Below are 12,554 nucleotides of genomic sequence, written 5' to 3' on the forward strand. Positions count from 1 at the left end.
CAATTGGACCAAAGCAAGACCATGTTGCCGCCGATTTGACGTTAGGATCTTAAGGACCAATTGAATGAAGCTGGTGATCGTCGAAAGCCCTGCAAAAGCAAAAACCATCAATAAATATCTGGGCAAAGACTATGAGGTTTTGGCCTCGTTCGGCCACGTGCGCGACCTGCCATCTAAAGATGGGTCAGTTGATCCTGACGACGATTTTGCCATGAAATGGGAAGTCGACGCGGCGTCAAAAAAACGTCTCACCGAAATCACCAAGGCCACTAAGGCCGCAGATGAACTGATTCTCGCAACTGACCCTGACCGCGAAGGTGAAGCCATTTCGTGGCACGTTTTGGAAGTGCTGAAACAGAAAAAAGCGTTGAAAGACAAAAAGGTCAGCCGCGTTGTATTCAACGCCATCACCAAAAAAGCGATTTTGGACGCGATGCAAAAGCCGCGCGAATTGGACACGCCGTTGGTGGATGCCTATTTGGCACGCCGTGCACTTGACTATTTGGTGGGCTTCACCCTGTCGCCCGTTTTGTGGCGTAAGCTGCCCGGCTCTCGCTCGGCTGGCCGTGTGCAATCGGTTGCCCTGCGCTTGGTTTGCGAGCGTGAGGAAGAAATCGAAAAGTTCAAACCGCAAGAATATTGGAGTGTGATCAGCACCCTCAATCAAGGCGGCAAAGATTTCGAAACACGCCTTTATGCTCTGAATGGCAAAAAGACAGACAAGCTGGACATTGCGACCGAAGAGCAAGCGGCCTCTATCCGCGATGCAATCAATGCGGGCAGCCTGACGGTTAAATCTGTCGAGAAAAAGCCGACAAAGCGCAATCCATATGCGCCGTTCACCACCTCAACCATGCAGCAAGATGCGTCAAGCCGCTTGGGCTTTTCACCATCGCGCACCATGCAGGTGGCGCAGCGTCTATATGAAGCAGGCTTGATCACCTATATGCGTACAGACGGCGTGCAGATCGCCCCTGAAGCGATCAATGCGACCCGCGCCCAAATCGAAAAAGATTTCGGGGCTAATTATGTGCCAGAAAAGCCGCGCATTTATCAGTCTAAAGCCAAAAATGCGCAAGAAGCGCACGAAGCGATCCGCCCAACTGATCTTTCGCGCACGCCCAAAGATGCAAAGAATTTGGAAGCCGATCAGGCCAAGCTTTACGATCTGGTGTGGAAGCGCACCATGGCCAGCCAAATGCGCGCCGCTGAGATGGAACGCACAACAGCAGATATTGAGCTGAACGGCGCAAAAGACCAAATCACATTGCGGGCGGTTGGCTCTGTCACCACATTCCCAGGCTTTATGTCGCTTTATGGAGTGTCCACCACAGATAAAGACGATGAAAACAGCCGCGAATTGCCGCCTTTGGCCGAAGGTGACAATCCTGCGCTGAAAAAGTGTGACATTGAACAACATTTCACTCAGCCCCCAGCGCGCTTTACCGAAGCGAGCTTGATCAAAAAGATGGAAGAGCTGGGCATTGGCCGCCCATCAACTTACGCGGCGACCTTGGGTGTTTTGCAAGACCGTGACTATATCCGGCTGGAAAAGCGTGCCTTGATCCCAGAAGATCGCGGCCGCTTGGTTACGGCCTTCCTGCAAAGCTTCTTCGAACGCTATGTCGAATATGGCTTCACCGCCAATTTGGAAGAACAGCTCGATGGGATTTCAGCGGGCGAAATCAACTACAAAACCGTGCTCAATGATTTCTGGCGCGACTTTAATGCCCATGTGACTGAGATTAAAGATCTGCGCGTCTCAGAAGTTCTTGATGCGCTGAACGCTTTGTTGGGTGACCACATCTTCCCACCAAAAGAAGATGGCAGCGATCCGCGCAAATGCCCGGATTGCGAAACAGGTCAGTTGTCGCTCAAAGTGGGCCGCTATGGCGCCTTTATCGGCTGTTCCAACTATCCAGAGTGTAACCACACCCGCCAACTCGGCGAAAGCGCAACCGGCGAAGCTGGCGGCGCGGATGGCACTGGCGTTATTGGCCAGCACCCAGACTATGGCGTGGACATCGAATTGAAAAAAGGCCGCTTTGGCCCCTATCTCGAGATGGAACTGGATGGCGAGAAAAAACGTTCTGGCCTTCCAAAGGGCTGGTCGCCTGAAAGCATTGATTTGGACAAGGCAGTCAAATTGATTTCCTTGCCACGCGATGTGGGTGAACATCCCGAAACAGGCAAAATGATCACAGCAGGCCTTGGCCGCTATGGCCCGTTTGTGCTGCATGATGGCACCTATGCGAACCTCTCCGATATTGAAGAAGTGTTCAGCGTGGGACTTAACCGAGCTGTTTCCGTTTTGGCTGAAAAAGCCAGCAAAGGCGGACGGCGCGGCGCGGCGCAAACATTGAAAGAGTTGGGCGACCATCCGGATGGTGGCGCAGTGACCGTGAAAGATGGCCGCTATGGCCCCTATGTCAATCATGGCAAGGTGAACGCGACGCTGCCGAAAGACACTGATCCACAATCAGTGACCATGGAACAAGCGCTAGAGCTGATTGCAGCCAAAGCTGCCAAAGGACCGGCAAAGAAACGCAAGGCACCCGCCAAAAAGAAAGCACCAGCAAAGAAAAAGGCTGCTGCGAAATCGTAAAGGACTAAAATGGCTCGGAAAGATAAAACGTCACGCCTAAAACAATCTCCCGAGGCGCGGCAAAAAACCAATTTCCGCGCTAAACAAAACCGCGATGGCACCATGCCAACGCGCGAAGAGGTTGTGGACTACATTGTTCGCTTTCCAAACCATGCGAGCAAGCGTGACCTAGCAAAAGCCTTTGGAATTCGCGGTGAAGACCGCATCATCTTCAAAGCTCTACTCAAAGAGATGGAAGAAGATGGCCTGCTGACACGGGACAAGAAGAAATATCACCCCGTGGCGGAACTGCCTTCTGTCACCGTGATTGAAATTCCACTAGATGCCGATCCTGAGCATATGATCGGCTATCCCGCCAAATGGGACGGCGACCAGGAAAGCCGCCCAAAGGTTTTGATCTCACTCGATAAGAAAAATCGCGCGGTGCCCGCACCGGGTGACCGTGTGCTGGCGCGTATTGACCGCGACGAGAACAAAGACCCGATTTACACCGCCCGCCCCATGAAGGTGCTGGACAAGCCGAAGAAGGCCTTGATCGGCATTGTTCGGAAAACAGACAAAGGCGCACGCCTTGTGCCTGTGGACCGCAAAGGCAAGGAAATGCAAATCCATGCCGGCGATTTGGGCGATGCCAAAGAAGGCGACTTGGTTGAGGTCGAACAATTTGTTTCGGGCCGCCTTATGGTGCCCCGCGCTCGTGTGAGCAGCATTATTGGTAACCCCAAAAGCGAAAAAGCCATCAGCCTGATCGCGCTGCACAATCACGATATCCCCTACCGCTTTCCAAAGTCGGTTTTGGACGAAGCCGAAGCGCAGCAAGCTGCTGGACTTGAAGGTCGCGAGGATTGGCGCCAGCTGCCGATTGTGACAATCGACCCTGCAGATGCAAAAGACCATGATGATGCGGTTTACGCCGAAGCTGATGACGACCCTGCCAATGAAGGCGGCTTTTTGATTTATATCGCCATCGCCGATGTCGCCAACTATGTGCGGCCAGAATCGGCCATGGACAAAGAAGCGCTTATTCGCGGCAATTCGGTCTATTTCCCCGACCAAGTTGTGCCAATGCTGCCGGAGCGGATTTCCAACAATCTGTGCTCACTGGTCGAAGGTGAAAACCGCGCAGCAATGGGCCTGATCATTAAGATCGACAAGGATGGCGAAAAGCTCAACCACAGCTTCCACCGCGTGTTGATGCGCTCGGCGGCCAAGCTCAGCTACCAGCAAGCGCAAACCGCCATCGATGGCCATCCAGACGAAAAAACTGAGCCTTTGTTGGAGCCAATCCTCAAACCGCTTTTCGCGGCCTATGCCGCATTGGAAAAAGCGCAAAAGGTGCGCTCGCCCCTCGCCCTTGATTTGCCAGAACGTCGCATTCGGCTAAATGATGAAGGCTTGGTGCAGGACGTATATGTGCCAGAACGGCTGACAGCCCACCGCCTGATTGAAGAAATGATGATTCAGGCCAACGTGGCAGCGGCTGAAACGCTGGAAGCAAAAAAATCTGCATTGCTTTATCGTGTGCACGATGCGCCTTCACAGCAGAAACTGATTGGCCTGAAAGAATCGCTGGCCAGCCTCAACATTAATTTGTCCGTTGGGGAAAATGTGAAACCCATGCACTTCAATAAAGTGCTGGCGCAAGCGGCAGACACCGAAAACCCACATATGGTCAATGAGTTGGTGCTACGCTCGCAAGCTCAGGCAGAATATACCCATGAGAATTATGGGCATTTTGGTCTGAACTTGCGCCGCTACGCCCACTTCACCTCGCCGATTCGACGCTATGCCGATCTGATCGTGCACCGCGCCCTGATCACCGCCCTTGGCTTTGGTGATGACGGGCTGAAGCCTGGCATGGAAAGCAAGCTGGCGGGCATTGGCGAGCAAATCTCCATGACCGAGCGCCGCGCCATGTTGGCCGAGCGCGAAACAAGTGATCGCTTGCTGGCATACTTCCTCGCAGATCAACTCGGCGCACGCTTCAATGGTCGAATTTCAGGCGTTATTGGGGCGGGACTATTTGTCCGATTGGATAAAACCGGCGCAGATGGTTTTATACCTGCTTCAACGCTTGGCACCGACTATTTCGTTCATGATGAGTCGCAACAAGCACTGATAGGGGAACGCACAGGAGAACGGTTCCGCATTGGCGATCAAGTTGAGGTTCGGTTGATGGAAGCTGAGCCTTTGGCTGGGTCTTTGCGCTTTGAAATGCTTTCAAAGGGCGAAAAGACCAAGCCAATCGGTCGTGGCCGTCCCAAACGTTCTTTTGGTAAAAAATCCAAAGGCTTTGCCCGCAGACGCGGCAGAGGGAGTGCAAAATGAGTTTAGAGATGACCACCGCCGCCAAACCAAAACGATCGATTTGGTCGGCCATGAAAAACGGCATGAAGTGCAAATGCCCCAAATGCGGCGAAGGCAAATTGTTTCGGTCCTATTTGAAAGTGAACGATACGTGCCCGAATTGCGGTGAAGATTTGCACCATCACCGCGCAGATGATGCCCCGCCATATATCACCATGGCGATTGTCGGCCACATCATTGTGGGTGCCATCCTGCACATCGAAATGGCGTATGAATGGGAACCGATGATGTATCTCTACGTCTTCGTACCCATGGCATTGCTCTCATCACTTGCGATGTTGCCTTCCATCAAAGGCGGCGTGGTAGCCATTCAATGGGCAACCTATTTGCATGGGTTTGATCCAAACCACACTGACGAGATTGACGGCCGCTAGGCCTAAATTGAATTCCACACCAGCGCTTATTTTATGAGCGCTGGCGTCTCCCATTTCACATTGCCCTCAATTCCCCATTTGCAAGCACACCTTGCACTGTTATTGCTAGTGTAACGGCTGGAATGTGTCACACACGCCAAGCCTGAACAGAGCCAACATTTCATTGGGCACCCATGAGCGAGCAAAACCTAACCTTCCGCCTCCCCGGTTCTACCGATGCTGCCGATATTATGCGCATTCATAAAATGGGTTTGGATACTGGCCATGCCTCTTTCCGCGATACGCCGATTGGCTGGACAGAATTTGAACGTGCCTATTTAGACGAGCGCAGCGCCGCACTCGTTGTGACTGACGGCGACAATGTGTTGGGCTGGGCAACAGTGGTGCCAAGCTCTCAGCGCGCTGTTTATGCAGGTGTAGGCGAAATCTCGATCTATCTAGACAGCGGGGCCCAAGGCCAAGGCGTGGGCAGCGCGTTGATGCAGGCAATTATCGACGCGGCAGAGCAAAAGGGATTTTGGACACTTTTTGCCCATATATTCCCACAAAACCAAGCCAGCATTGCCCTGCACAGCAAGTTTGGCTTTGACACGATAGGTCGGCGCAAAGCCATTGGCAAAATGACCTACGGACCAATGGCAGGCAAATGGCGCGATGTAATGCTGATGGAAAGACGAAGCCGCACCGTGGGGCTGGATTGAGCGGCCACACAAATAATTGTGCTTTGAACTTGACTTTTTAGCGGAAATGCATAGTTTGCGGCCAACGGAACGATGACAGATCGCCGCGCATGTTTGCGTGGCCTTTTAATTTGGGAATGTAGGCATGGCCAAGTCCAACACTGTAAAAATCAAGCTGGTTTCAACAGCTGATACAGGTTACTTCTATGTAGCCAAGAAAAATTCACGCACAATGACTGAGAAACTGACTTTGAAAAAGTACGATCCGGTTGTGCGCAAGCACGTTGAATTCAAGGAATCAAAAATCAAGTAAATTGATTTGAAGTTCTGAAAAACAAAAACCCGCCTGAAAAGGCGGGTTTTTTGTTGGGCGATCCAGCTCGGCCAGAAGAGGCCACTCTTAAACCGAGCCGGAACTGCCCCCTCGCAGGATCCCAGGAAGTTGCGGCGGACCTGAGCAATTATCTGCGAGGCAAACCACTCATCAGATGAATGGTGCCCTTCGCAAATACGATGCACAGCCCGGTTTTCCAAGCAAATTTTACAAAAATGGAATATAAAGACTAGATTAACTTAAAGACTTAACCTTAACGCCCCTAATTAAGGTTAAGTCTTTGTCTTAACGCATAAAATTTAAATCAAATGCGTCAAGAATTTTAGCCTATGCCGCGTCGTAAACAGTGCGGTTGCGTCCTTCCCGCTTGGCGCGGTAAAGCGAAATATCAGCGCGCTTCATCAGCGCTTCTGGCGTGTCATGCTCATTTTCATAAATCGACAAGCCAATGCTCACCGTGATGGTGAGTGGCGCAACAAGCTCGGTTTCAAACTCTTCATTGCTAATGGATTGGCGCACGCGTTCGGCCACGATTTGCGCTTGGTTCAAATCCGTATCCGGCATCATCACGACAAACTCTTCGCCGCCATAACGAGACGCCAAATCGACACCACGAATGCTGCGCTGCAACCGCAAGGCAAACTCTTTCAACACTGCGTCGCCCACCGCGTGGCCGTGTGTATCGTTCACAGCTTTGAAATAGTCGATATCGAGCATCATAAGCGACAAATTGCGTTCATGCTCTTTGGATTTCTCCAATTGCACAGCCAAATGCCGATCAAAATAACGTCGATTATAGAGCCCTGTTAGCTCGTCAATCACCGCCATCGCCACAGTGGACGACAAGTTCTTGCGCAATTCAGCAGAATAGCGATGACGACGAATTTGCGTACGTACGCGCGCCGCCAATTCGTTGCGCTCAACTGGGCGCAAAATGAAGTCGTTCACCCCAAGTTCCAGCCCGCGCACAACCCGCGGCTTATCCGGCCCGTCAGCTACCAAGATAATCGGCATATTGCGGGTTTTCTCAAGCGTGCGGATTTGCGAGCAAACGCGTAATGGATCAATATCCGGCAGGGACATGGAAACGATCACCAACTCAAAATTATGCTCGGCAAGCACCATCGGCGCATCTTCCGGACGAGTTAGGATCATTACATCATGTTCGCGATCAAGCACGTCATGCAGCCGCTCTGCCGCGCGCGCATCGCTTTCAACCAACAGCAATTTGCCGCCAGTTGCGTCAATCCGCTGGGTCATGCCCACAATATCTTCAATCGCGATAGATTGGCCGGTCAGCGCCCGCGAATGAAGCTCATCAGTGAGGTTTTTCAGCCGCGCCAAGCTTTTCACCCGCGCCATCAACTGCACATCATCTACAGGTTTGGTGAGAAAATCATCAGCGCCCGATTCCAAACCTTTTACGCGATCAGAAGGTTGATCAAGCGCCGTAACCATCACAATCGGAATATGCTGGGTTTTTGGATTTGCCTTGAGTCGGCGACAGGTTTCAAACCCGTCCATTTCTGGCATCATCACATCGAGCAGAACGATATCAACCTCGCCCTGGTTGCAAATCTCAATGGCGTCACGCCCACTTGTTGCTTCCAGCACATCAAAATATTCAGCCGTTAAACGTGCGGCCAACAATTTGATGTTTGTTGGAATGTCATCTACCACCAATACACGTGCGGTCATAATACTCGTCCCGTACTCACCTACTCACATTGGGTGCGCAACTATTTGCCTGGCCCAATAAAACTCTCAATCGTCTCCAGAAAATGGGGTAATGAAATTGGTTTGGAAATGTAGCCTTCACATCCCCCTTCCAAAATACGCTCTTCATCACCTTTCATCGCAAATGCGGTCACCGCGATCACAGGAATTGAGCGCAAAGCCTCGTCTTCCTTGATCCACTTGGTCACCACAAGGCCTGAAACCTCCGGTAATTGGATGTCCATCAAAATCAAATCTGGATGGTGCGCCTTGGCTAAATCCAACGCTTCCATCCCGTTGCGGGTCTGGATCGTGCGATAGCCACGCGACTCCAACAAATCGTTGAAAAGCTTCATATTCAGCTCGTTATCCTCAACGATCATTACCGTCTTTGCCATAAAGTCCCCAAATCTTTGCGAAACGCTTTTGCCCTTCCTTGATAAAAGCGTATAACAAGAAAACCTTACGAAAGACGTAATGAAAGCCGCATCATGATGAAATCTAGCCCCGAAAAAATCCAATATATCGCCGATGCGTGCTTGAACCATCTTATTGCAGAACCTGAACTTTTAGCGCATTTCATGACAGAAACAGGCACCTCGCCAGACGATATGCGCAGCGCCGATCCAACCACCCTCGCCGCTGGCTTGGTGGACTTCTTTGCACAAAATGAATCTGCCCTTTTATCCATGTGCGCCAATGCGCGACTAACACCTGAAGAGGTGATGCGCGCCTTTTACACATTGAATGGCCATGAAGGATAAGGTGACCCCAACAATATGCCGCGATTGCGGATATTTGGAGCAAGAGCGCAATATCTCACGATGCCCCAAATGCCGATCCGTGCGCATCATCAGCCATCCCGAACTGTTGGAGCTGGACATCGCCCATGTGGATTGTGACAGCTTTTACGCGGCGGTGGAAAAACGCGATAATCCTGAGCTTTTAGACAAACCACTTATCGTCGGCGGGCGAGAACGTGGCGTAGTATCAACCTGTTGCTATATCGCACGCATGAGCGGCGTGCGCTCAGCAATGCCCATTTTCCAAGCCAAACGCCTGTGCCCCAACGCTGTTTTCATGCCGCCAAACATGGCCAAATATGTCGCGGTGAGCAAGGAGATCAAAGCTAAGTTTCAAGCGCTTACGCCCCTTGTGGAACCGCTGAGCATTGACGAAGCTTTTCTGGACCTCTCCGGCACCCAATTGCTGCACAAGGCGGCACCAATTGAAGTGCTCACTCAATTGGCCAACGATGTTGAACGCGATATTGGCGTGACCATTTCAATCGGGCTGTCGCACAATAAGTTTCTCGCAAAAATTGCGTCAGAAATCGATAAACCACGCGGCTTGGCGCTTATTGGCAAAGAGGAAACCCGGGATTTCCTCGCTAAGCAAAAAGTTACGGTGATTTACGGTATTGGCAAAAAATTCGGCCAACGGCTTGAGAGTGACGGCATCACCCATATTGGACAGTTACAAGAAATGGGCCTAAAAGATCTGGCAGGCCGATATGGCGAAATCGGTGCCCGACTCTTTTATCTGTCGCAAGGCGAAGATAAGCGGAAAATCAAATCCACGCGCGGCGTTAAATCTGTTTCAAATGAAACAACTTTTTTCAAAGATATCACAGACTTTGACGAACTTTCTAACATATTGCTTAAACTAAGCGAGAAAGTTTCAGCTCGGCTGAAAAAGAGCAATTTGGCAGGTGACACGGTGACGTTGAAACTAAAAACCGCAGGCTTTGCCACCCGCACCCGCTCTCGCCAATTGATTGAACCAACTCAGCTTGCTCATGTTATTTTCGAAATGGGCATGTCGCTCTTGAAAAAAGAAGTTGGCATGACTGCATTTCGTCTGCTGGGTATTGGCGTTTCCGGGCTGGCAGCGCCCACCAGCACAGAAGACCCGCACGATCTTTTAGACCCCAATGTGGCCCGCAAAGCCAAGGCTGAACGGGCCATGGATAAGATACGAGAAAAATTTGGCGACGACGCCCTATTGCGTGGGCGCATGATGCGCGCCAAATATGAAAAAGAACAACGCAAACAAGATTCGCAAAAGGACAAGTCCGATGAGCGCCATTGAACAAAAATTGCAGGAAATGGGTCATAGCCTACCCGCGCCGAAAGCACCATTGGCCAGCTATTTGCCCGTTAAACGCAGTGGCAACACGCTTTATATTTCAGGGCAACTGCCCCTGAATGAAGAAGGGTTGATAACGGGCCGCCTTGGCGACGATATCAGCGTAGAACAAGGTCAAAACGCCGCTCAGATTTGCGCCTTGAACATTCTGGGCCAAATCAAATCTGCCGCGAATGTGCCGCTGGAAGATATTGCACAGTTTGTAAAATTGTCGATTTTTGTGGCCAGCACGCCAGAATTCACAGATCAACATTTGGTGGCCAACGGCGCTTCCAATTTGATTGGTGATCTGTTCGGCGAAAAAGGCCGCCATGCACGCGCAGCAGTTGGCGTACCTTCGCTACCATTGGGAGCGTGCGTAGAAATCGAAGCCATTATCGAAATCGCGTCCTAATCAAATGCTCAAACAAATTTTCGCACAGCCGATTGCACATCGGGGCCTTCATGATGTCAAAAATGGCATCATTGAAAACTCTAAAGCCGCCTTTACGTCGGCCATTGCCAATCGTTATGCAATCGAATGTGATCTTCAACTCACTGGCGACGAACAAGCAATTGTTTTTCATGATGAAAAGCTGAGCCGCTTGACCGAGCAAAAGGGAATGGTTGCGGACATCAGCATGGGCCAAGCTTGCCATATTCCGCTAAAAAACAGTGCTGATGAGGACCGCATTATGTCCTTCACACAAATGCTGGATTATGTGGATGGACGCGTGCCGCTGGTGGTTGAATTAAAAAGCCAAGGCCAACGCAACGCAGCACTGGCACGTGCGGCCCATGAAGCGGCGAAAGATTATCTGGGCGTGCTGTGCTTTAAGAGCTTTGACCCTGATCTGATCCACCAATTGCACCGTTTAAGAGATAAATGGCCAAAGGGAATTGTTTTGGAGCGGGAAACACCACATGGTGGAACGGCTTGGACCGGCTTTGTGCTGCGGCATTTGTTGCATTTGCCTTTATCACGCCCGGACTTTCTCTCCTGCGATGCCAACAGCTTGGACTTGCCAGCTGTTCGCGCCTATCGCGCCACAGGCCGAAAGGTGATGAGCTGGACAATCAACAGCGCCGAGCGCTTAGAAAAAGCAAAAGCTGGTGCTGATCAAATTGTGTTTGAAAGCATCAACCCGGTAACCGGCGCACCAGCGAAAGCAGCCGCATAAGGAGCAAAGCGTCAATTGAGTTCAATTGTGCTGAAAACCAATGCACGCATCGCCGAAATAGGCGCTGAGGCGTGGGACCAATTGGCAGGGCCAGACAACCCTTTCAATTCCTACGCCTTTTTGTCTGCTTTGGAGGAAAGCGGCTGCGTGGCTGCACATACGGGTTGGCAGCCTCAGCACCTTAGCGTCGAAACAGAAACTGGCGAAATTCTGGGCGTGACGCCTGCCTATCTCAAAGGCCATTCGCAAGGCGAATATGTATTCGATCACGCCTGGGCCGACGCCTTTGAACGTGCTGGCGGCAGTTACTATCCGAAATTACAAATTTCGATTCCCTTCACCCCAGCCAGCGCGCCCAAACTACTCACGAAGCCCGAGGCAGAATTAGACGTAAAATCCATCCTGATCGACGGGCTGGAACGCGCCTGCGAACAACTCAATCTTTCTTCTGCCCATGCCACTTTTCTTGGCGATGATGAGGTGGAATTATTTCAATCCCACCAATGGCTTGAACGCCATGATCGGCAATATCATTGGCACAATCAGGGCTATGAACACTTTGATGATTTCTTGGCGCAATTGGCGTCACGTAAGCGCAAAGCCATCAAAAAAGAACGGCGCACCGTTGCCGATCATAATCTGCGCATTGAATGGCTGAGCGGCAGCGACATTCAAGAACATCATTGGGACGCGTTTTTTGCCTTTTATATGGATACAGGCAGCCGCAAATGGGGTCGCCCCTATCTCAATCGCAATTTCTTCTCGCTGATTGGTGAAAGCATGGGCGATAGAATCGTGTTGATGCTCGCCCATAATGGCACCGAATATGTAGCGGGCACCCTTAACCTAGTTGGGCAAGACACTTTGTTTGGTCGCTACTGGGGCTGCAACCAGCACATTCCAAATTTGCACTTTGAGCTTTGTTATTATCAAGCCATTGATTTCGCCATCGAAAACAAGCTGGCCACGGTTGAGGCTGGCGCCCAAGGCGAACATAAAATTGCCCGCGGTTATGAACCGGTGACCACAAGATCTGCCCACTTTATCGCCAATCCGAATTTCCGCGAGGCGGTGAAGGATTATCTGGATGAAGAGCGCCGCTATGTGGCTAAGGACCAAGAGCTGTTGAAAGAAGTGACGCCGTTCAAGAAAGGCTAAGCGCAAAGCTTC

At 51.2% G+C, this 12,554-nt stretch carries 12 protein-coding genes; 10 read left to right on the top strand and 2 right to left on the bottom strand.

Features of this window, described 5'->3' with window-relative positions; translation table 11 throughout:
• Positions 1-64: 64 nt before the first annotated feature.
• From topA to rpmG, 5 genes are all read left to right on the top strand, one after another.
• Positions 65-2,605 (top strand): type I DNA topoisomerase, encoded by a 2,541-nt coding sequence (topA, locus tag ATL17_RS02400; RefSeq protein ID WP_133571176.1) that lies wholly within the window; start codon positions 65-67, stop codon positions 2,603-2,605.
• A gap of 9 nt (positions 2,606-2,614) precedes the next feature.
• Positions 2,615-4,933, top strand: coding sequence for a ribonuclease R (gene rnr, locus ATL17_RS02405; protein WP_133571177.1), 2,319 nt, complete (start codon positions 2,615-2,617; stop codon positions 4,931-4,933).
• Positions 4,930-5,346, top strand: a complete 417-nt coding sequence (locus tag ATL17_RS02410) for a DUF983 domain-containing protein (protein ID WP_208111101.1) — start codon at positions 4,930-4,932, stop codon at positions 5,344-5,346. Before rnr ends, ATL17_RS02410 begins: the two co-directional genes overlap by 4 nt.
• 173 nt (positions 5,347-5,519) lie before the next feature.
• On the top strand, positions 5,520-6,047 hold the full coding sequence (locus ATL17_RS02415; RefSeq protein WP_208111102.1) for a GNAT family N-acetyltransferase: 528 nt from the start codon (positions 5,520-5,522) through the stop codon (positions 6,045-6,047).
• A gap of 124 nt (positions 6,048-6,171) precedes the next feature.
• Positions 6,172-6,339, top strand: coding sequence for a 50S ribosomal protein L33 (rpmG, locus tag ATL17_RS02420; protein ID WP_133571178.1), 168 nt, complete (start codon positions 6,172-6,174; stop codon positions 6,337-6,339).
• Positions 6,340-6,687: 348 nt separating this feature from the next.
• Here rpmG and ATL17_RS02425 read toward each other — a convergent pair whose 3' ends face one another.
• Positions 6,688-8,058 carry a PleD family two-component system response regulator gene (locus ATL17_RS02425; protein WP_133571179.1) on the bottom strand — a complete coding sequence of 457 codons (1,371 nt, stop codon included), beginning with the start codon at positions 8,056-8,058 and terminating at the stop codon, positions 6,688-6,690.
• 41 nt (positions 8,059-8,099) lie between these two features.
• Positions 8,100-8,474 carry a response regulator gene (locus tag ATL17_RS02430; RefSeq protein WP_133571180.1) on the bottom strand — a complete coding sequence of 125 codons (375 nt, stop codon included), beginning with the start codon at positions 8,472-8,474 and terminating at the stop codon, positions 8,100-8,102.
• A gap of 93 nt (positions 8,475-8,567) precedes the next feature.
• Between ATL17_RS02430 and ATL17_RS02435 the strand changes: the two genes are divergently transcribed.
• From ATL17_RS02435 to ATL17_RS02455, 5 genes are read left to right on the top strand one after another with little or no spacing between them, the layout of a single operon-like run.
• Positions 8,568-8,840, top strand: a complete 273-nt coding sequence (locus tag ATL17_RS02435; RefSeq protein WP_133571181.1) for a DUF3572 family protein — start codon at positions 8,568-8,570, stop codon at positions 8,838-8,840.
• The gene (locus ATL17_RS02440; RefSeq protein ID WP_133571182.1) at positions 8,824-10,167 is read left to right on the top strand and encodes a DNA polymerase IV; all 1,344 of its coding nucleotides are present in this window, start codon (positions 8,824-8,826) and stop codon (positions 10,165-10,167) included. The genes ATL17_RS02435 and ATL17_RS02440 overlap by 17 nt, the downstream gene beginning before the upstream one ends.
• Positions 10,154-10,618: a RidA family protein gene (locus ATL17_RS02445; protein WP_133571183.1), complete on the top strand. Its 465-nt coding sequence runs from the start codon at positions 10,154-10,156 to the stop codon at positions 10,616-10,618. The genes ATL17_RS02440 and ATL17_RS02445 overlap by 14 nt, the downstream gene beginning before the upstream one ends.
• Positions 10,619-10,622: 4 nt before the next feature.
• Positions 10,623-11,384 (top strand): glycerophosphodiester phosphodiesterase family protein, encoded by a 762-nt coding sequence (locus tag ATL17_RS02450; protein WP_133571184.1) that lies wholly within the window; start codon positions 10,623-10,625, stop codon positions 11,382-11,384.
• A gap of 15 nt (positions 11,385-11,399) precedes the next feature.
• Complete coding sequence (locus ATL17_RS02455) at positions 11,400-12,542, top strand: GNAT family N-acetyltransferase (RefSeq protein ID WP_133571185.1); 1,143 nt, start codon at positions 11,400-11,402, stop codon at positions 12,540-12,542.
• The last annotated feature ends 12 nt before the right edge of the window (positions 12,543-12,554 follow it).

The sequence above is a fragment of the Maritalea mobilis genome, assembly GCF_004363175.1.
Taxonomy (GTDB): domain Bacteria; phylum Pseudomonadota; class Alphaproteobacteria; order Rhizobiales; family Devosiaceae; genus Maritalea; species Maritalea mobilis.